This is a genomic window from Patescibacteria group bacterium, assembly GCA_041665345.1.
Taxonomy (GTDB): domain Bacteria; phylum Patescibacteriota; class Patescibacteriia; order PEXW01; family PEXW01; genus JBAYJA01.
On the sequence record JBAYJA010000002.1, the window covers coordinates 126,035 to 143,023 of the forward strand.

Here is a 16,989-nt window from a genome sequence, read left to right on the forward strand (position 1 = left end):
CTTAGGAGCATGGAAAACTACAAAAGCGTATTATTTAGGAATCGTTAGCAGATAAGGCGATTTTGTAATTTTCTTCCTCCGCCCCGCCCGCTGCGTGGGAGAAATAATGCTAGAATAGAAGCATGCATAAAGACTTAAGTAAGCTTTCACGGGATATTATTGAGAGCAACCAGTATATGGTGGTTGGGACTGTTGATGCAGCCGGAAAGCCTTGGGTGTCCCCGGTGGTGTATGCATACGATAAGGAGTGGAATTTTTACTTTGTGAGTATTCCATCTTCGCGGCACGGAAAGAATATTGGCAAACAGGGGAAAGTAGCCGTTGCCATTTATGATTCACGTCAGCGTTCAGGAGAAGGGGTTGGTGTCCAACTTGATGCCGTTGCAGAGATGTTGCCACTCTCGGAGAGTGTGTCTGCAGCTAGAGTGTACTTCACCCGAAAATATCCGTACGGGAAAATTCGGCAGGTTTTCTTAATAGCGTTTAAACGGCTCATAGAACGGAAGTTGTATCGATTTTACAAAGTCACACCAAAGAAGGTGTACTTGAATGACCCAAACGCAGACACTGATGTCCGTGTGGAAGTGAAGTTATAAAAATTCCTGAGGGTAGGTAATGTGAAGCATTTTTTTCGCCCCGCCCCGCCCGCTGCGTGGGGAGAAAGTTTGGTATACTTGAAATATGAAAACTATCCTTACTCTTCGGCAGAAAGACGTTTACCCACGTTCTAAGGTAAAGAAGATAACGTACCATACTCGTACAGCTGCCCGCGCTATACTTTTTGATAGTCAAAACCGTATTGCCCTGGAATACGTGAGTTTACGGAACTACTACAAGTTGCCTGGCGGTGGGGTGGAAAAGGGTGAAAGTATTTTGCTTGGCCTACGTCGTGAATGTATGGAGGAAGCGGGGTGTGCCATCAAACCCGGGAAAGCCATTGGGAAAATTGTGGAGTATCGTGACCTATACAAGATTCACCAAGTTTCGTACTGCTACTTTGCAAAGGTGGTTGGGAAGAAAGGGAAGACCGCGTTCACCGGGAGTGAGAAGACAAACAAGTTTAAATTGTTATGGGTGCCGCTGGGAAAGGCAATTGCTCTCTCACGCAAAGCCAAACCCTCGACGTACGAAAGTGGGTTTATCATCAAACGAGATTTGCAGTTCTTAGAAACGGCGAAGAGTTTGTTGTAATACCCCGCCTCGCCCGCTGCGGCCCACCTACGTCCACGACTTCGTCGGGACTCCGGCGCTACAGGTGGGTGTGGTACCATGGGGATATTAAAATCTATCTAAATTCTGGTAATACAATTCACTATTGCTTGAATTCACAATATGAAATCTAATACGATAAAAATAGAAAAGAAGAGGTATTTGCTCTGCCCTCAATGTCATACTTATACACGGATGAAGATGAGTATGAATAATCCGTCGTGGTTTTTAAAACATTTTTTCATTGGTCGCTTTGCCTCAACCGTCATGGCTTCTGAAAGGAATAGTGATAAGTGGGGCGTTAATTGTAAAAAGTGTGGGAATAGAGAAGGTCTTGCAATGATGTTTCTCAAAACTGAAGTAGGTTCCAATAAAGTTGAACTAGCATATTACACGGAAGCTAATGAAAGAGTCAGCTTGATTTAAGTACTCCCCCCGCCCCGCCCGCTGCGAGCAGGGGAGTAAGAAAAGACCCGGCCAAAGTGGTCGGGTCATGCGTGCGTTTATGTTTACTTGCCAAACGACACATCGAGGAGCGCGTTGTGCAGGTCCGGATTGTTACACGTGATAAAATCAATTTTGTGTAAACTGTTTGGATACTTCTGCAGGAATGTCTGCCGGCCTTCCATCATTTTAACTGCAGTCTTTTTCGCAACTGCTTTTTTCCTGAAGGTGCGTTTTCCAACATGGACAATTCTGAGTGATGCTTCCTGGAATCGGCTGGAAGAAGCTGCTTGGAGACAGTGAATGACAATGGTGGGAAGCTTCTCAATTTCACTGTCCGTCACAAAGGTTGCGTGCATTATTTTGTCACCGTCATTCTTCTGACGACCAATGACAATAACTGAATGCTGCATATCCAAGGATTGTTGTGCATTGAGTGTGTCATCAGTTACACGCTGAAGAAGAAACTCTGTGAGTTTCTCATCACCGAAAATAATTCCTAATTCCATATTTGTAAAGACCTCCGTTTTGTTTTATATTCTTTAATTGAATACTGTAGATCATAACCAACTTTCTGTCAACCCGCCCCGCCCCGCCGTAGGTGTATACTTCCCCTATGCCATACGATGATATAGCAAAGGTGCTGGATATACAGTTCAGTGGGAGCCCTGAGATAGTAGCCAAATTCAGGGAGCGCTTAGAAGAAGGGAAATGGACCCGTGACGAGAATCCGCAGTCGCATTTTTGCGCCTACTTTTTGCCATACAATCCAGAGACTAAAGAGGTGTTCATTGTGCACCACAAAAAGTCAGGACTGTGGATTGCCCCAGGTGGCCACATTGATGAGGGCGAAACACTCTTCCAGACGCTCAACCGTGAGATTGAAGAAGAGCTTGGCGTCAAGCAGTTTTTTTCTTCCAGCCAAATGCCTTTCCTGCTGACCATTACGCCAATTGAGATGCAGACCCATCCGTGCAAAATGCATTATGATATTTGGTATCTTGTGCAGACAAATGGTAAAAATTTTCAGATTGACCCCAAGGAATTTTTGGCTACCAAGTGGTTGAGCATAGAAGCTGCCAGAAAGTACGTCACCGATCCGCCAAATCTCAAAGCTCTAGAAATGATTGAGCAATCCTAACCTCGCCCCGCCCGCTGCGTGGGGGGATACGTAACTTTATATAGTTATGCCATTTGACAAACTTTATAAAGTTTGTTATTCTGGGTGTATATGACCATTCAGCAGAAATTACAGACCATTCAGGCCCTTACCGGCAAAACGCAGGAAACACTTGCCAAGGTGCTGGGCGTAAGCTTTCCGGCATTCAACGCCTGGTCTACCGGCAAGGCGCAGCCACGACCAAGTGCGCTCGCTCGCATTAACGCGCTGTACGTACACGTTGGCGGTAGAATGACGCCTCAGGCTTCTGGCCTGGAGGCGAAGAAGCTGACTATCCAACACCTTTCCCGCAAGCACCCAAACGTGCTGAAGAAGATTTTGGCACGCAAAGACTTGCACGATTCATTCATGTTGGCATTAACATTTCATACAAACCGTATTGAAGGTAGCACGGTGACCGAAGATGAAACTGCAGCAATTTTGTTTGACCACCAGGTCTTACGGAATCGCACTTTGGTGGAGCAGCAGGAGGTAAAAAATCACCAAGCCGCCTTAGACTATCTGCTGCACCATTTGCAGAGTGGGAAGCGTATTGATGAAGTTCTCATTTTGCGTTTGCATGGTATTTTGCTCAATGCCATTCAGACTGATGCGGGGTCATATCGTCAACATGCAGTCCGGATTGTTGGCGCAAACGTGCCTACGGCGAATTATTTGAAAGTGCCGGTGCTTATGAAGTCTTTGGCTTCTGGGTTAGAAAAGAAAGTGGCAGATAGTATTTCTGCCACTGCTGACGTCCACGCGCGCTTTGAACAGGTCCATCCTTTTGCCGATGGTAATGGACGCATTGGGCGTTTGCTGATTACTGCAATGCTGTTGCGGGCGAACATTGCTCCCGCAATCATTGAGCAGCGTCAACGTCGCACCTACATGCGTAGTCTAAATGTTGCCCAAACGACATCGGATAGCATCCCATTGCAGGAGTTTCTCAGTGATGCGGTATTGAAAGGGTACGCGCTACTTGTGTAGTTTCGTATAGTTTTTTTTGTAGTCAACCCCCCCCACCTACGCAATAGCTACGGTGGGCAGGCGCCCCGCCCGCTGCGTGGGGTTGCAATTATTTTTATCTTTGCCTATAGTGCGTTGATAACGCTCTTTCCATGTGGAGGTTTCCATGCCTGAAGATGAGAAGCCGAGCAGCTTGCCAGGGAACGAGAGGTACATCGTTGATTTTCTCTACGTCCAGAAGGGTTGGTTCTCCTGTTTAGGACCAATTCGGAAGTATCGTCTCCTTGGTGATGTTCTGGGTTTTCGAAAGGGACAGATAGTAGATGATCAAGAATTGCAACACGCATGTGTCGCTGCTTTACAGGCACGGCCAAGAAAGGCTCCAGGACATTCTGACAGCAATGATACTGATTACGAGCTTCCCACAGTGACGTGCCCACGTTGTGGAGCAGAAGTGTATCGGCTGATTGCATGTCATTGGTGTGAAAACAGCATTTGCACGCACTGTTGCTATGAAGATGAACTGTACGGAAAGTTCTGTGATGAGAGCTGCTATAGCGGCCGTTGGAATTCTGATAATTACGATTAAAGACTAGGCAATGCTTAGTCTTTTTTTCTTTAAATTTTTCAAGAAACTGACATACCTTGGCACGGGGAAATAAGAAAAGACCCATCTGGTGAAGATGGGCTTTTCAAAGGGCATCCAATTACACCCTCGATCTTTTCAATTGGTATAATTTTAGGGCAAAATGCAGGAGGGCGGTTCCAAGATACGCAGTCAATACCCATTTTGTTGCATCTGATATTCCCCAGATAAGGATGTGAGTGAACGTCACGGCAAGGGCAAGGTTCATGAGTGTGCAGGTTGCAAACGGTAGTGCGGCAAATGTTCTGGTTGTAAAGTAACGCGTTTGACGCAGCTCTCTCACGGCGAATCCGAGCATGAACCCAGACACGATGAGGAAGAAACAAGCCACTGCGAGCATTGCCCAATGGTCTTGCATGGGCGGAGTAAAGTATCGCTTGCACCCCAGAACCCCGGCGAGCCCAGCAGCAATGGAAAAAAGAAAGAAAATACGAGTCGAGTCTTTCAATTGGTAACCTCCAATGTAAAAATTTTTATGTTCCCAATAACCTATATCGTTAGAGTTGTTTTGTCAACCCCCGCCAGCTGTGATTCGGGATAAGAAAAGACCCATCTGGTGAGGATGGGCTTTTCAAAGAGAGTGTTGTGTTTGGGTTAAACCTTGGGTTGCGGATTGGCCTTGAGCGCTTTTTCCTTTGCTTGAAACGCAGCGAGTGCTCCTTCACCACCTTTTTTCGTGATAGCGTCGTGCAAGTGCTGAGTTGTCCAATCACCGTAGGTGACCATTCCGCAGATGTGATTCATCCGGAGGTGGTAGAGCGCACCTGGGAAAACCCCGCAGGGAATATCATTCAGACGGATGAATTCATCTACACCCTCGCTCATCGGACAAGCCGAGCAGATGAGCTTGTCGTAGAGATCCTGGTAGAACACGCGTTTGCATTTGTCATACCAGTCAAAGTAGTAGGTCTTCCCTTCAGGTGCCGGCGGACGTTCTTGGCCATTTTCTACTTTTGGCATCTGGGTGGGCAGGATGACATTGAATTTTTCCGCGACTTCCAGCGCGAGTTTCATGGAGAGCTCGTCGGCTTCACATACCTGGCCATGATGCTTCCGTCTTTGTCCTCGATACGCCCATGACTCATGTCATGCCGTGTATGCCAGGAAAAACCACCCAGCGACTCTATTGCTTGCCAGTACTCCAGCTCTGTTTCGGGCTGTTTTTCAAGCTTCATTGTATCCTCCTTAGTTATTTCAAGTTTCTATTTCGTAGTAGTTTTTCAGATAATGTAATAACTGTCAACCCCCCACCTACGCAGCAGCTATGGTGGGCAGGCGCCCCGCCCGCTGTAGCGTCCCTTCTGTCATTGCGAGCTCCAGCAGGAGCGTGGCAATCCCGATGAACTTCGGAACCAGGCTTGTACAATAGCCTGGCTCTTGATACAACGGGATTGCCCGCCTGCATCGCCTCTGCGATTTCGGCGGGCAGGCCGCGTCACTCGATGACTCGTTCCTCGCAATGACAAATGAAAACGTGCAAGAACGGTATTACTATGTCTACATCATGACCAACGAGCGCAACACGACGCTCTACACTGGCGTGACCAATGATTTGCCCCGGCGGGTCATGGAGCATAAGGAGAAGACATTTCCCAAAAGCTTCAGTGCCAAGTACAACCTGACCAAGCTGGTGTACTACGAAGCTGGTGAAGATATCAGCGGCGCCATTGAACGGGAGAAGCAAATAAAATCCTGGTCGCGAAAGAAGAAGGAGGAAGTCATCACCAGCGTCAATCCCACGTGGAAGGATTTGACTGCAGAGCTACTTGAGGGATAAGGAAAGACCAAGAAACTGGGGGACTTTTACGGTCCCCATGCGTTTACATTTCTTGTAATAAAAAACACCCGGCTAGGAAAACCTTTAAGGAGGTTCTCAGAGCCGGGGTGGCACGACAGGAGTCGCGGAAGTCAAAAGAACGATAGTTCTCATTTACTATTGTATCAGCTTCGTGGAAATATGCAAATCGGATGATTTTTGGGTAGCTGCTAAATTGCTTTGATTAACGGAGGTAATAGTTTTGTAAATAAAAGACCGGGTTTCACGAATGAAACCCGGGGTGATACTGCTCTTGCAATCCAGCCAGAACCAACTAGTGAATGGGAATGATGCTCAAGTGAACCTGAGTCTCGCTACCTCACCAAGGTGAGGGTCTCGGCAAAAACTTCTCAACGGTTCAGGGATACAAAACCCCATTCAAATGCGGAAACTATTACTGGTGAAAGGAGCAGCATTAAATATTTTGATAAACCGAGACTAACTTACTCCTGGGCAACTGTCAAGGTGCAAGCTTGTCGGTCAGGACAGGCGGATATAGAGGTTGGGATATTGCCCCGCTTTCAACTTCCGCAAGTATCACGGTATACCCCAGTGCTTGCAGGGCGAGCAAGAACGCAGTTACCTTCCGTGGCGGTTTATTGCTAATCATTTGCGCAAGTAAACGGAAGGCGGTTCGTTTTGACATTTTGCCACGTACTTGCAGTTCGTTGGCAATATCCGCAACCGCGCCAAACTTTTGAGCTCTTTTATTGTCGATGACTGTCCTGAACTGCTGCAGGAGCTCTGGCAGGGGCTGCGTTAAATCAAGCGGTTGCAATACCGTGGGTTGGACAATTTGTGTTTCTTCCATTTTTCTCTCCAGGTGAACAATTTTCCTCTAGTGTAGGCTTGGTGTGAAGATTGTCAAGCTTCCGTGTGGCAAATATTCACTTGACGAAGTTGCACGAACGTTCTACAGTGGTGGGAAAATAAGCACTTTAAAAATTGGAGGAAATGTATATGTTCTCAGAAAGTATTCCTGATGAGGAGCGTCAGCGATTACAAGAAATTCCAAAATTCTTCATTATAACTGCGCTCATTGGGGCAGCGCTGACGGCTTACGCATTGCATCATTTCCCCGCAATACTTCAAGCTTCACTCCTAGATCGTTTGCTCATGCTGTGCCTCCTAAGTTCATCGACGCTATTTGTCAGTGCCAATGGATGTTTGGTTGAGTATAGACGAACTCTTATACATTTAGCCATTTTCGTTGGTGTGAATCTCTCAGTGTATTTTGGATGCCGTGCATACTTTATTTCCCCGGAGGAATTGAGCACCTTCTTTGTCCTCCTGTACTCAGGAATTGCAATTGTACTGGCAAGTTTACTCACGCAATCAAGCGTCATGCGGATCACGACGAGAGACGGTTCATACGCCAAAATGTTCAAGCAGCATATCATGCCACGGGTGCGAAGATTACTGTTTCGTTCCTTTATGATGGCGGTTGGACTTCAGATTGCGGTTTACCTATACTTTGCAATTTTGTAAACAAACGAGAGTAGTCGTCCTCAAGTTTTTTGTTTGACATTGGCAGCAGATATGCTAAAAAACGAATATAACCAAAAACCACAAAAGATGAGAAAGGAGATGAAAGATGAGAAGATCATTACTCACGGATCCAGGCAATTGGTGGCACGATGATTACCAACGGTACCCAATTCTGGCGTATGCTGCTCTCTGCCTGCTGATTCTCTGGCTAAAACTCAGTAACGCATTCCCCATGAGTTGGGAACAGGGGCTACTACCCCTCATTGCTGTGGGTATAGTGACCATCCTCTACTACATTGGCAAGGGGTTGAATCACACTATCCCAGACGCGGTGCTGTGCCTAGGTATGCGCTGGCGTCAACTGGCGCCCGGAAATACCATGATCACACAATCGGCCAATGGGCTACGGGTTGCACTCACAAACCTTAGTTGGTCGGTAACGCCCTTCAAGGCATACGGTCAGAAAATGACCGAAAGTCGCAGTCGGCAAGGTTTCTGGTTAAAACCATAGTACGTATTTTTTTTGAGGCTGTCGCACGACGGCCTCTTTTCTATTATACTCATTCCATCTATCCACCAACTATTTTCTCATATATGCAACTCAAAGATTTTATTACCTACACGCTCACCAGCATTGCCCAAGGCGTGGATGAGGCAAATAAGTACACGGGTCAGCAGTTCCAAATTGTGCGGACGGGCAAAGAATCCTACGTGGATTTTGACGTGGCCGTCACCTCCACCAAAGAGAAGAAGGGGAAAGCGGGGATTGTGGTGTGGGTGGTGGGTGCCGGCGGTGAACGAAACCGCAAGACCCAACAGGTGAGTAGGATTAAGTTCAAGGTGAATTATCGGGGGAAGAAGCTGTAAAGGCGTAGAGAATTTTTACAAACCAGAGCGCCCTCTCCAGGGCGCGATGCATGTTTTTGGTGCACGGTATCGGTTGTGTGTTATATGTTGTTTGTTGGTTGTTGATAAAAAAGACCCACCTGGTTTGGGTGGGTCTGGCCTGCTTTACGTTATACTACCTTACACAAAGCCAATAGTTCACCGCATCGTATGATGGCCGCCGTAGGAGGAGAGTGGTCTGCTGTCCCTTTTTGATAAAGGTGTCTGGACCGCTGTCACGGACATCGATGGTCATTTTCAGGACCTCAGCATGGGTGAATTGTCGCGTTGGATCATCCACGCAGTGCAAGTGCATCGTGTTTACGCGAATTTCAATTGCTTGAATAGTACTTGATAAGAAAAGGACTTCATTTGTGGACACAGTACCTCCTGGTTTTTTTTGTGTTCAGCAGAGTGTAGCATTAGGTTGCAAACCGTCAAGCGCACATAAAAAAGACCCACCCTCCTCCGCCACTGCTTTGGAGGGCAGGCCAGGTAAGGGTGGGTTTGATACTTACACTTTTCCTTTTAACCAGTCATTGACTGCATCGGCGGTTTCCTTGCAAAGGCTAAGAGAGTCAATACCATTGCGTTGCAAAAGCATGTCACGGCCAGTCGAGTTCACGGTAATCTTCATTTTCCGCACTTCCTCGATGAGTCCTTTCCATTCTGTATGGTGGGCGGTAATCAGTATTATGTGTTTTGGAAACACACTGACCGAAAGAATTGTCGCAATGGAAAAAAGTGAATCTGGTTTTTTCACACGGTTCCTCCTTGGTTTTGGTGTTCAGCAGAGTGTAGCATTCGGCTACTAGCCGTCAAGGCGTGTAAAAAAAGACCCACCCTCCTTCGCTGCTGCTTTGGAGGGCAGGTCGAGGAGTGGTGAGTCTTTATAATGTGCTTCACGAGCACGTGACGCTACTTTCAGCCGGGCCATTCGTTGGCCCAGGCGGAGAGGAGCTTGGTGGTGTCGTAGGTCAGATGAAAGGTGCACCTTGATCCTTCTTCAACCACACGCTCATTCTCATTGGTTGTGTGAATGCTGACCATATTCGAACATTGACCAACAGAAAGTTCGAATTCGCGGCCATCTGTGCACTGAATGGTTACAGTGTCTTTCCCGGGAGCGATGTTGAGTACAGGGTGTTCTTTTTTTCTAACGTCCGTGTCAGCCATGGTTCCTCCACTTGATTTTTATGTGGTCTTTTTGTATAATCTGCTTTCGTCTCCCTATCCTACGTCGCCGGTTTCGCAGCGTCAATATGCTACACTGGCAGTAGGTGTAACCCCCTTTTTCCTATGAACCAAGCCCAACAATTGCAAATAAAAATTGATGACATCACCATGAAAGGTGTGTACGCCAACATGATGAGCATTGCCCACACCAAGGAAGAATTTGTTTTGGATTTCCTGCACATTGCGGCAGCGCAGCAGCAGGGCATTGCCGTGGCGCGGGTGGTTGTTTCCCCTGGGCACGCCAAGCGCATTTTGAGCGCCATCAAGGAAAACCTGGAAAAGTACGAAGCGGCTTTTGGGAAAATTGAAGCCGCCAAGGAGCCAACCTCTGGTGGGGTTGGGTTCCAGGCGTAACCTACATTTGGAGTAGTATGGCCACCCCCTCCTCACTCGCGCAAAAAATGACCAAATCCACAGCACCAACACCAAGTCCACTGACGTGGAAATTTGTGGTTATGGGTGTGGTGCCGGTGGTGAGTAGCGTGCTGTTGTGGTGGACGCTGCACATAGCGTTGCTTGGACCCAATGACGCGCTGACCACGGTTGAGCGCCTGATGCAGTACAGCGTGAGTTTGATTTTTTTCTGTATTACCCTGGCCTTGTTTGGCGTCTTTGCTATGGCCGCTGGCCGTCGGCGCTGGTGGGCTTCGCTCGTTTCCGGTGCGCTGAGTTCCATCACCTTGCTCCCATTCTTCCCGTGGCGCTGGGCAACCTTGGCTGCTGCGCTCATTACCTTGTGTGGGTATGCACTGTGGTCATGGAACGTGGCTGGGGATGTGGCCATCCGGCGGAAGTTCCAACCACATTACACCATCCATGCCGGATTTGGCACAGGGTTGATTCTCCTCCTGGTGGGAGTGTCGATGTGCTACTATACTTCGTTGGGTCAAAAAGATGCTTCTGCTGCGACATTCCGGGAAAATTTGATTAGCTCTGGTCGTGAGGGAATTGATTCTGTGCTGGCGAATCAAGTGGAGGGGTACCGGGGAGAAATGACCTTGGATGAATTTTTGGGTTTGGTGGCAACGGATAAGCTTGGGGAATTTGTCCTCCCTCAGGTGACGGAGACATTGGACAATGACCGAGCCAAGCAGGAAGCGTACAGGAAATTGCAGACTGAATTGCGGAAGCTGAACCCTAGTTTGCCAGCCACGCAGACAAATGCAATGGGCGCTGAGCTGGACAAGCAACTGGAAGCTGAACGGCAAGCGCTGTTGCAGGCAACGTTGGCTAAACTCAGTGATGTGCAGCGGCAACTCTTAGATGAAGCACGCCATGAATTTGTGCAAACTTTTCGCATTCAGGCTGCCGGTACGGAAACGATGGACGCGGTCATTGATAAAATTCTCTTACGAAATATTTCCACCTACGTGGATCCGTACGAAGATTTCTTGCCACCGTTGCTTGCGCTCTCTTTCTTCTTTGTCATTGAGCTGATTAGTATTATCTACCGGTATATCATTTTTGCTTTGGCGCCGCTCATTGCCTGGGTGTACCAGAAAATGGGTGCCCTGCGCTTGCGGGTGGTTCAGGCAGATGTTGAGGAAGTGGTGGTGTAGCGCGTATGGAAAAAGACTACTACTCCATTCTTGGGATTTCTCGCTCCGCGAGTGCGGATGAGGTGAAGAAAGCCTTTCGGAAGAAAGCGCACGAATTTCACCCTGACAAATCCCACGGTGACGAGGCAAAGTTTAAGGAAGTGAATGAGGCGTACCAGGTTTTGTCGAACCAGGAAAAGCGCCAGCAGTATGACCAGTACGGCCAAACCTTTGACGATGCTCGCCGGCAGGGTGGTGGCCCTGGTGCGGGTGCTGGGTTTGGCGGTTTTGGTGGATTTGGCCAGGGCGGGTTCCAAGGCAACGTGGATATGGGCGACCTGGGAGATATGTTTGGTGACCTATTTGGCTTTGGGGGTGGGCGGAGTCGTCGCAGCACCCGGCAACGTGGTGGTGCAGATATCCAGGCAGACATCCAGCTCACTTTCCGGGAGGCATCGTTTGGCGTGGAAAAGCAATTTGAACTATTGAAAGAAGTTGTGTGCGATCACTGCAAAGGTAACGGGGCAGAACCTGGTGCCAAGGTAGAAACGTGCAGTACGTGCAAGGGTCAAGGTCAGGTGCAGCGCGTGGTGAATTCCATGTTCGGCCAAATGGCGCAGACTGTCGTTTGTCCAACTTGCGAAGGGCAAGGGAGTGTCCCAACCCAGAAGTGTCGGACGTGTGGGGGTGATGGCCGAGTCCGTCGTGAAACCATGATCAAAGTTTCGGTCCCGGCTGGGATTGATGACGGTGAGCGCATACGCCTCACTGGTCAAGGGGAGGCAGGTGAACGTGGGGCAGCGGCAGGGGATTTGTACCTCCGTATTCGGGTAACACCGGATGCACGGTACGAACGGGATGGGGCAAACGTGGTTTCCACCGCCCACATTACTTTTTCCCAGGCAGCACTTGGAGCGAAAGTCGACGTCGAAACTTTGGATGGCGCAGTGGTCATGAAAATTCCCTCAGGAACCCAGAGCGGCAAAGTGTTCCGCTTGAAAGACAAAGGCATTCCGCATCTGCGCAAACGCGGCCGGGGGGATCACCTGGTCACCGTTGTCGTTGACGTGCCCACGAAGTTATCCGGTAAACGCAAAGCACTACTGAAACAACTTGCAGAAATTGAGGGGAGTGAGGTAGAGGAGGGGTAGAGGTATAAAGCTGCTCCGACGCTTTGGTCGGAGCCCCGAGTGAGTCAGACGAATCGAGGGGTAGAGATCTTGGAAGCCTGTGGCAATTCCGCTAGAACACAGAACTGTCAGTTACCTCACCTCAAGCAGCAGCTTCTCTAAGCTGCGGTGTTATTAAGACCAAAGTGAGAACTTGGACCTACCTTTTTTCTGTCATCCTGAATCATATGACCTGTCCACCGAAGCAGCAGCGTAGGTGGGAGGATCCCCAGGCTATGGATAAACTTCAGAGATTCTCCCGCCTACGTTAAGAAACTTCGGCTGACTGGTCGTCAGACTCAGAATGACAAAGGGGAAGGAGAAAGTTTTGGTTTTGGATGGTGGATGGAAGATGAGAAATGCAACTAAATAGCCTAAACCTATACCTCTCCCAAACCTCCACCCTCTAACTCCACACGCCGCGACACCTAAAACCTACCAACACACTTGCGAAACTAGTGAGAATCCATTAGGGTATGAAAAATGGTTACAGCGAACATTGGAGAGGAGAAAACTTTGATAAAGATTAAAGACGGCATTGTGTACCTGAGTGTGCAGGAAATCGCAAAACGCCTGGGCGTGACCACACGGACAGTTGCACGGTGGAAAAAACTCGGCTATGTCGAAGTGTTTTGCGGGAATCCTACCAAACCTCATGCACCAGAGACCGCCGTGAAGTATCCCTTACCATTTCAGCGTGTCTTCCCGGCTGATTGCCACAAGTACCTTGCCATTGATGACGCGAATCGGTTGTTCCTATTGCATGGCATTCACCCACTGGTTTTTGCAGCCCCGAAGGTGTATGAACTGCAGGAGTTGCTCAAAGAGCTGGCGAAGGGCAAGCAGAAGTCTGAATAGCCAAGAAGTGGTATTCCGCAAGTACTCTCCCACACCCGTGGGAGTACCATCACCCGCAGCGCCTGTTTGGAAATCAGGGCTGCGGTGTTTTTTTACACAAACACCCGCCCTGAATTTGTCAGAGGGCGGGTGGAAATGTACTAAGCAAGTTTTAGGCGGCCAATCCGCTGCAACGCCAGGAAGGTAATCCCAATGGATATTTCTTCTGGAACACGTCCTGCGCTGATGAGTTTCAGCCAATCAGCTAAGGGGATCAACATGACTTTCAAATATTCATTTTCATCGAGCTTGATGTGTTCAATAACAATTGGCTCTTCGGCATACCCCAGGAACGGAAAGTAGCGCTGGGTGTTTCCTCTGGTGCTTAATGGAATCCCATCGGTGGAGAGTGGGTGGAGGTTTGCTAGGATGATTCCTGTTTCCTCTTCGAATTCCCTTTTTGCGCAAGCTGCCATGTCGCCATGGTCAACGGCAGAAACGACACCAGTAGGCGGGACTAAAGATATAACCTCAGCCCCATGCCTCCACTCAACAATGATTGGCAATACATCGCCTGGCAGAATGCAGAAAACTGTTGAACAGTTTTCTGCAACGGTACGGAAACCCCGGAATGTAGCCCCATTAGGTTTTTCTAAGGTCAGCACTTCCGTTTTGGGTGAAAACTCAAGTTCGTGGATTTGCTCCTCACTCAATTGGCCTTGGCGGTAGCGGTCAAAATCAACTGGCGGGGCTAGATGCTTCCAGGGACGAATTCCTGAGTGAAGAAGGTATTCGTCAAGTTGATACGAACGGACAATAGGCATTCCCCACTGCATTTCAAATTGCATTGCTGCTCCTTTGTAGACTCGTTTATATTTCCAAATATCGTATACCTTTTCCTATCCGATGTCAATGGAAGTACTAGTGTACATTGAGAAAAAAAATGGTATACTCATACCATCGTCAGGAGGAAACGAACATGGACACAACTTCCATTGGAGGAGTAGCACAAAGTGCATTCAGCAGTATCAACTGGGCACAGCCCACCTGGGACTTGTTCATTATCATGTTCTTCATTATTGCTGCGTTCCTCTATGGGCTCAGTTTGGGCCGGGATCGAATCATAGTCATCATGGTGTCCATCTACATGGCCTTGGCCATTGTCAGCGCGGCACCATTCCTGGGTCCAACCACAACGATAGTTCTCAACACCCCAGTGGTCATTAAGATCAGCGTCTTTTTGGGAATCTTCGTGCTGCTGTTCTTCTTCATGTCTCGGTCTGCCTTGCTCCGTACCATTGCCTCGTCCGATGATAAAGGCAAATGGTGGCAGGTGCTCATTTACTCCATTCTCCACATTGGTTTACTGGTCAGCGTGACGCTGAATTACTTGCCCTCTGGAGCTGTGGAAAAATTAGCGCCGCTTACCCGCGCAGTCTTTGCTACCCCCAACGCTCGCTTTGGCTGGGTGATTGCCCCCATCATTGCCATGGTTCTCTTTGGCGGTGCGGCCAAGGAGAAGAAGAAGTTTAAGTACGAGGTGTAGGGAGGTAGCAAGATAGCAAGATGGCGAGTTAGCGCGCTGGTATGAAGGCGCTTTTTTGTCTACCACAGGTGGTAAGGTGAATTATTTTACCCTCTGTCATTGCGAGGAACGAGTCATCGAGTGGCGTGGCAATCTTGCTGTCACACGGAATAAGTATAAAAAAAGCCGCCCGGTGGTGCCAGGCGGTGGTACTTCAATGGAAGGTTGAGTAATGGGGCAGACAGTTATGCAGTGGCCTGATTTGGTCTCGACAATTTGTAACTGATAGCAGCGAGTATGGCTCCTAAGACCAGGCAAAATGCTGCAACGTGCCATTCAAACGGGAGTTGTTCGTGTAGCACTCTCCGGTTATAGACAAGGATGTTGTCGAAAACCAGATTTATAGTGCAGAGACTGAGCGCCACAATGCCAATGAGGCAGGAAACTGCTTTCCGGTTGCTCCCGTCAACCCTTACGAGCAGGGTAATGAGCATCGAAAGCGAGAGAAGCAAACCGCCGTTCGTCATGAGCTGGTAGTGCTCATTTTTTGGAAGCAGGGCGTCTGTACTAAATATGAGCACGGACCCAATCAGCGATAATGCAGTGAGCCGAAAAACAATGTACATCTCTTTCATGTACAATTCCTTTCCTAAAGATCATTTTTTCCATCTTAGAGTCCGTTTTGGCATTTGTCAAATAATAAAACCGCCCAGTTGAGCCAGGCGGCAAAGGTGATTACACCTGTAGATTACCAAAGCAATCTATGTGGAGGGTAACGTTACTTTCACTGTATCCCTTCCCCTCGATTTCCAGAAGAGAACCTTGCATTCGAAGCTTAGCATCCCCAACTGCTACTAAGCAGAAATCCCCATCATTTTCTAGACCATAGTAGTAATAGAAGTTTATTTTTTTATCCTTGGTCAAGAGAATGTAAAAGAATAAATTGGGAAGGACATAGGACCCATTACCACCAAGCGTTACTGATCCGGAGAAAGCAATCGCTTGGTTTTTTTCAGCAGCCTCTACAAAAGCTAGTGGCCAATCGTAGGGGTCGAGATCAGACCGAACTGCTGGAATTCCCATGCTTGAATTTCCTTTAGTGTTCACTCATTCCTCCTTTACAGAACTTTTTTTCAGCCTAGCTCTGTACATAAAGAACGTCAAATAGAAAAAGCCGCCCGGATTTTTCCAGGCGGCGAATGCTGCTACAGAATTTGGATCATTCCTTTTGTATCTAGACATAAAACGATCAATGTATCGTCAACAGTCTTGCCGATTATGTACAGGTCATCGTCTAGTTCTTGAACAAGAGAAACCCTGCGGTAATAGACAGTGAAAAGATCCCCTCGTTGATTATCTAACGTTAAAGTGACTCGGAGACCTTTTTTTCTAAAGCCTAGCTCCCTTTCTAGTATTAGGGTTGTGCCGCTATCTTTAGTCTCGAGTTGCAGCGTTTCTACGGAGATGGTTTTGTCCCCTTGCTTCCCGATTTCCTTGTCGTGTTTTACAAATTGTTTGCTAAAGTAGGCCTCGATGATCTGTTTAAATTTTTCCATTTTTCCTCCAATTTCTTTGTGCCTACCTTAGAATAAGAGGAATAATTTGTCAAAAAAGGACCGCCCGGTGGTGCCAGGCGGCTTCAATGAAAGAAACTGCTGCGTATTAGCCCTGAACGTCATCCTCAACGCTGAAACTGCCATCTCGGTAGAAGTAAACGGCTCGTTCCACGCCTGGGAGAGGCTCAGTGATAACGGCCAGTTCATTTTCGGGGTCATTGAGATTAGGGTATTCAATGGCCACGATTCTTTCGACGGATGCGTGACTTAGAGCAGCTTCGTCGGCCGCTTTGGGTGACCCAGGAATGAGCGCGCACAAGCGCTGGGTAAATCTGAGTCCAAAAGAGCCTTTCTGTTTACCATAATGAATGCAAACCAGCAGGCTGATTCCTTCCAAGCGCTTGTGTTGCATTGGTACCAAGAAACTTGCAAGTCGGAAGCCTCCTGGAAGTTCTTCGGAAAAATGTGTGAATCCGCCATTTTTCTCGAAAAATGTTTTTAATTCCTTAACA

At 48.1% G+C, this 16,989-nt stretch carries 27 protein-coding genes; 14 read left to right on the forward strand and 13 right to left on the reverse strand.

Annotated elements, in window-relative coordinates:
• The first annotated feature begins 122 nt into the window (after window positions 1-122).
• From WCV85_04360 to WCV85_04370, 3 genes are all read left to right on the forward strand, one after another.
• Window positions 123-596, forward strand: a complete 474-nt coding sequence (locus WCV85_04360; GenBank protein MFA6474087.1) for a pyridoxamine 5'-phosphate oxidase family protein — start codon at window positions 123-125, stop codon at window positions 594-596.
• An 85-nt stretch (window positions 597-681) separates the two neighbouring features.
• Window positions 682-1,191 carry an NUDIX domain-containing protein gene (locus tag WCV85_04365; GenBank protein ID MFA6474088.1) on the forward strand — a complete coding sequence of 170 codons (510 nt, stop codon included), beginning with the start codon at window positions 682-684 and terminating at the stop codon, window positions 1,189-1,191.
• 225 nt (window positions 1,192-1,416) lie between these two features.
• Window positions 1,417-1,635 (forward strand): hypothetical protein, encoded by a 219-nt coding sequence (locus WCV85_04370; GenBank protein MFA6474089.1) that lies wholly within the window; start codon window positions 1,417-1,419, stop codon window positions 1,633-1,635.
• Between the two features lie 83 nt (window positions 1,636-1,718).
• Here the strand turns inward: WCV85_04370 and WCV85_04375 are convergent, their stop codons facing one another.
• On the reverse strand, window positions 1,719-2,162 hold the full coding sequence (locus WCV85_04375; protein ID MFA6474090.1) for a hypothetical protein: 444 nt from the start codon (window positions 2,160-2,162) through the stop codon (window positions 1,719-1,721).
• 107 nt (window positions 2,163-2,269) lie between these two features.
• On the opposite strand from WCV85_04375, the gene WCV85_04380 reads away from it, so the two are divergent.
• Both WCV85_04380 and WCV85_04385 read left to right on the forward strand, forming a co-directional pair.
• Window positions 2,270-2,794 (forward strand): NUDIX domain-containing protein, encoded by a 525-nt coding sequence (locus WCV85_04380; protein ID MFA6474091.1) that lies wholly within the window; start codon window positions 2,270-2,272, stop codon window positions 2,792-2,794.
• 90 nt (window positions 2,795-2,884) lie between these two features.
• Window positions 2,885-3,802 (forward strand): Fic family protein, encoded by a 918-nt coding sequence (locus WCV85_04385; protein MFA6474092.1) that lies wholly within the window; start codon window positions 2,885-2,887, stop codon window positions 3,800-3,802.
• Between the two features lie 686 nt (window positions 3,803-4,488).
• On the opposite strand, the gene WCV85_04390 is transcribed toward WCV85_04385, so the two are convergent.
• The 3 genes from WCV85_04390 to WCV85_04400 form a co-directional block, all read right to left on the reverse strand.
• The gene (locus WCV85_04390) at window positions 4,489-4,785 is read right to left on the reverse strand and encodes a hypothetical protein (GenBank protein MFA6474093.1); all 297 of its coding nucleotides are present in this window, start codon (window positions 4,783-4,785) and stop codon (window positions 4,489-4,491) included.
• Between the two features lie 236 nt (window positions 4,786-5,021).
• Window positions 5,022-5,441, reverse strand: coding sequence for a hypothetical protein (locus WCV85_04395; GenBank protein MFA6474094.1), 420 nt, complete (start codon window positions 5,439-5,441; stop codon window positions 5,022-5,024).
• Window positions 5,438-5,602, reverse strand: a complete 165-nt coding sequence (locus WCV85_04400; protein ID MFA6474095.1) for a hypothetical protein — start codon at window positions 5,600-5,602, stop codon at window positions 5,438-5,440. Before WCV85_04400 ends, WCV85_04395 begins: the two co-directional genes overlap by 4 nt.
• A gap of 284 nt (window positions 5,603-5,886) precedes the next feature.
• Here WCV85_04400 and WCV85_04405 point away from each other — a divergent pair, with 284 nt between their 5' ends.
• Window positions 5,887-6,204: a GIY-YIG nuclease family protein gene (locus tag WCV85_04405; GenBank protein ID MFA6474096.1), complete on the forward strand. Its 318-nt coding sequence runs from the start codon at window positions 5,887-5,889 to the stop codon at window positions 6,202-6,204.
• Between the two features lie 499 nt (window positions 6,205-6,703).
• Here WCV85_04405 and WCV85_04410 read toward each other — a convergent pair whose 3' ends face one another.
• Window positions 6,704-7,054: a hypothetical protein gene (locus WCV85_04410; GenBank protein MFA6474097.1), complete on the reverse strand. Its 351-nt coding sequence runs from the start codon at window positions 7,052-7,054 to the stop codon at window positions 6,704-6,706.
• Window positions 7,055-7,203: 149 nt separating this feature from the next.
• On the opposite strand from WCV85_04410, the gene WCV85_04415 reads away from it, so the two are divergent.
• From WCV85_04415 to WCV85_04425, 3 genes are all read left to right on the forward strand, one after another.
• Entirely contained in the window at window positions 7,204-7,731 is a 528-nt protein-coding gene (locus tag WCV85_04415; GenBank protein MFA6474098.1) for a hypothetical protein, read from the forward strand.
• A 106-nt stretch (window positions 7,732-7,837) separates the two neighbouring features.
• A complete protein-coding gene (locus tag WCV85_04420) occupies window positions 7,838-8,242 on the forward strand; it encodes a hypothetical protein (GenBank protein ID MFA6474099.1) in 405 nt (134 codons plus the stop codon).
• Window positions 8,243-8,325: 83 nt separating this feature from the next.
• Window positions 8,326-8,598, forward strand: coding sequence for a trypco2 family protein (locus WCV85_04425; GenBank protein MFA6474100.1), 273 nt, complete (start codon window positions 8,326-8,328; stop codon window positions 8,596-8,598).
• 154 nt (window positions 8,599-8,752) lie between these two features.
• Here WCV85_04425 and WCV85_04430 read toward each other — a convergent pair whose 3' ends face one another.
• From WCV85_04430 to WCV85_04440, 3 genes are all read right to left on the reverse strand, one after another.
• On the reverse strand, window positions 8,753-8,998 hold the full coding sequence (locus WCV85_04430) for a hypothetical protein (GenBank protein MFA6474101.1): 246 nt from the start codon (window positions 8,996-8,998) through the stop codon (window positions 8,753-8,755).
• A 132-nt stretch (window positions 8,999-9,130) separates the two neighbouring features.
• Window positions 9,131-9,379: a hypothetical protein gene (locus WCV85_04435; GenBank protein ID MFA6474102.1), complete on the reverse strand. Its 249-nt coding sequence runs from the start codon at window positions 9,377-9,379 to the stop codon at window positions 9,131-9,133.
• A gap of 161 nt (window positions 9,380-9,540) precedes the next feature.
• A complete protein-coding gene (locus WCV85_04440; protein ID MFA6474103.1) occupies window positions 9,541-9,792 on the reverse strand; it encodes a hypothetical protein in 252 nt (83 codons plus the stop codon).
• 123 nt (window positions 9,793-9,915) lie between these two features.
• On the opposite strand from WCV85_04440, the gene WCV85_04445 reads away from it, so the two are divergent.
• From WCV85_04445 to WCV85_04460, 4 genes are all read left to right on the forward strand, one after another.
• A complete protein-coding gene (locus tag WCV85_04445; protein MFA6474104.1) occupies window positions 9,916-10,206 on the forward strand; it encodes a DUF3467 domain-containing protein in 291 nt (96 codons plus the stop codon).
• A gap of 17 nt (window positions 10,207-10,223) precedes the next feature.
• Entirely contained in the window at window positions 10,224-11,411 is a 1,188-nt protein-coding gene (locus WCV85_04450; GenBank protein MFA6474105.1) for a hypothetical protein, read from the forward strand.
• Between the two features lie 5 nt (window positions 11,412-11,416).
• Window positions 11,417-12,541, forward strand: a complete 1,125-nt coding sequence (gene dnaJ / locus WCV85_04455) for a molecular chaperone DnaJ (GenBank protein ID MFA6474106.1) — start codon at window positions 11,417-11,419, stop codon at window positions 12,539-12,541.
• 534 nt (window positions 12,542-13,075) lie between these two features.
• Window positions 13,076-13,417, forward strand: a complete 342-nt coding sequence (locus tag WCV85_04460; GenBank protein MFA6474107.1) for a helix-turn-helix domain-containing protein — start codon at window positions 13,076-13,078, stop codon at window positions 13,415-13,417.
• 140 nt (window positions 13,418-13,557) lie between these two features.
• Here the strand turns inward: WCV85_04460 and WCV85_04465 are convergent, their stop codons facing one another.
• Complete coding sequence (locus WCV85_04465; GenBank protein MFA6474108.1) at window positions 13,558-14,244, reverse strand: NUDIX domain-containing protein; 687 nt, start codon at window positions 14,242-14,244, stop codon at window positions 13,558-13,560.
• A 95-nt stretch (window positions 14,245-14,339) separates the two neighbouring features.
• Between WCV85_04465 and WCV85_04470 the strand changes: the two genes are divergently transcribed.
• Complete coding sequence (locus tag WCV85_04470) at window positions 14,340-14,942, forward strand: hypothetical protein (GenBank protein MFA6474109.1); 603 nt, start codon at window positions 14,340-14,342, stop codon at window positions 14,940-14,942.
• Between the two features lie 224 nt (window positions 14,943-15,166).
• On the opposite strand, the gene WCV85_04475 is transcribed toward WCV85_04470, so the two are convergent.
• The 4 genes from WCV85_04475 to WCV85_04490 all read right to left on the reverse strand — a co-directional run bounded on the left by WCV85_04475 (window position 15,167) and on the right by WCV85_04490 (window position 16,889).
• Window positions 15,167-15,556, reverse strand: coding sequence for a hypothetical protein (locus WCV85_04475; GenBank protein ID MFA6474110.1), 390 nt, complete (start codon window positions 15,554-15,556; stop codon window positions 15,167-15,169).
• Between the two features lie 100 nt (window positions 15,557-15,656).
• Window positions 15,657-16,028, reverse strand: a complete 372-nt coding sequence (locus WCV85_04480; protein ID MFA6474111.1) for a hypothetical protein — start codon at window positions 16,026-16,028, stop codon at window positions 15,657-15,659.
• A 98-nt stretch (window positions 16,029-16,126) separates the two neighbouring features.
• The gene (locus WCV85_04485; GenBank protein ID MFA6474112.1) at window positions 16,127-16,477 is read right to left on the reverse strand and encodes a hypothetical protein; all 351 of its coding nucleotides are present in this window, start codon (window positions 16,475-16,477) and stop codon (window positions 16,127-16,129) included.
• Between the two features lie 106 nt (window positions 16,478-16,583).
• Window positions 16,584-16,889: a hypothetical protein gene (locus WCV85_04490; GenBank protein MFA6474113.1), complete on the reverse strand. Its 306-nt coding sequence runs from the start codon at window positions 16,887-16,889 to the stop codon at window positions 16,584-16,586.
• Between the last annotated feature and the right edge of the window lie 100 nt (window positions 16,890-16,989).

What these genes read in the sequence shown, in the direction of transcription:
- WCV85_04425 (MFA6474100.1), top strand. Translation starts at nt 8,326, where the DNA reads ATGCAACTCAAAGATTTTATTACCTACACGCTCACCAGCATTGCCCAA.
- WCV85_04440 (MFA6474103.1), bottom strand. Translation starts at nt 9,792, where the DNA reads ATGGCTGACACGGACGTTAGAAAAAAAGAACACCCTGTACTCAACATC.
- WCV85_04375 (MFA6474090.1), bottom strand. Translation starts at nt 2,162, where the DNA reads ATGGAATTAGGAATTATTTTCGGTGATGAGAAACTCACAGAGTTTCTT.
- WCV85_04380 (MFA6474091.1), top strand. Translation starts at nt 2,270, where the DNA reads ATGCCATACGATGATATAGCAAAGGTGCTGGATATACAGTTCAGTGGG.
- WCV85_04475 (MFA6474110.1), bottom strand. Translation starts at nt 15,556, where the DNA reads ATGAAAGAGATGTACATTGTTTTTCGGCTCACTGCATTATCGCTGATT.
- WCV85_04445 (MFA6474104.1), top strand. Translation starts at nt 9,916, where the DNA reads ATGAACCAAGCCCAACAATTGCAAATAAAAATTGATGACATCACCATG.
- WCV85_04385 (MFA6474092.1), top strand. Translation starts at nt 2,885, where the DNA reads ATGACCATTCAGCAGAAATTACAGACCATTCAGGCCCTTACCGGCAAA.
- WCV85_04400 (MFA6474095.1), bottom strand. Translation starts at nt 5,602, where the DNA reads ATGAAGCTTGAAAAACAGCCCGAAACAGAGCTGGAGTACTGGCAAGCA.
- WCV85_04420 (MFA6474099.1), top strand. Translation starts at nt 7,838, where the DNA reads ATGAGAAGATCATTACTCACGGATCCAGGCAATTGGTGGCACGATGAT.
- WCV85_04465 (MFA6474108.1), bottom strand. Translation starts at nt 14,244, where the DNA reads ATGCAATTTGAAATGCAGTGGGGAATGCCTATTGTCCGTTCGTATCAA.
- WCV85_04360 (MFA6474087.1), top strand. Translation starts at nt 123, where the DNA reads ATGCATAAAGACTTAAGTAAGCTTTCACGGGATATTATTGAGAGCAAC.
- WCV85_04410 (MFA6474097.1), bottom strand. Translation starts at nt 7,054, where the DNA reads ATGGAAGAAACACAAATTGTCCAACCCACGGTATTGCAACCGCTTGAT.
- dnaJ (MFA6474106.1), top strand. Translation starts at nt 11,417, where the DNA reads ATGGAAAAAGACTACTACTCCATTCTTGGGATTTCTCGCTCCGCGAGT.
- WCV85_04470 (MFA6474109.1), top strand. Translation starts at nt 14,340, where the DNA reads ATGGTATACTCATACCATCGTCAGGAGGAAACGAACATGGACACAACT.
- WCV85_04370 (MFA6474089.1), top strand. Translation starts at nt 1,417, where the DNA reads ATGAATAATCCGTCGTGGTTTTTAAAACATTTTTTCATTGGTCGCTTT.
- WCV85_04415 (MFA6474098.1), top strand. Translation starts at nt 7,204, where the DNA reads ATGTTCTCAGAAAGTATTCCTGATGAGGAGCGTCAGCGATTACAAGAA.
- WCV85_04390 (MFA6474093.1), bottom strand. Translation starts at nt 4,785, where the DNA reads ATGCAAGACCATTGGGCAATGCTCGCAGTGGCTTGTTTCTTCCTCATC.
- WCV85_04450 (MFA6474105.1), top strand. Translation starts at nt 10,224, where the DNA reads ATGGCCACCCCCTCCTCACTCGCGCAAAAAATGACCAAATCCACAGCA.
- WCV85_04490 (MFA6474113.1), bottom strand. Translation starts at nt 16,889, where the DNA reads ATGCAACACAAGCGCTTGGAAGGAATCAGCCTGCTGGTTTGCATTCAT.
- WCV85_04485 (MFA6474112.1), bottom strand. Translation starts at nt 16,477, where the DNA reads ATGGAAAAATTTAAACAGATCATCGAGGCCTACTTTAGCAAACAATTT.
- WCV85_04365 (MFA6474088.1), top strand. Translation starts at nt 682, where the DNA reads ATGAAAACTATCCTTACTCTTCGGCAGAAAGACGTTTACCCACGTTCT.
- WCV85_04395 (MFA6474094.1), bottom strand. Translation starts at nt 5,441, where the DNA reads ATGAAACTCGCGCTGGAAGTCGCGGAAAAATTCAATGTCATCCTGCCC.
- WCV85_04405 (MFA6474096.1), top strand. Translation starts at nt 5,887, where the DNA reads ATGACAAATGAAAACGTGCAAGAACGGTATTACTATGTCTACATCATG.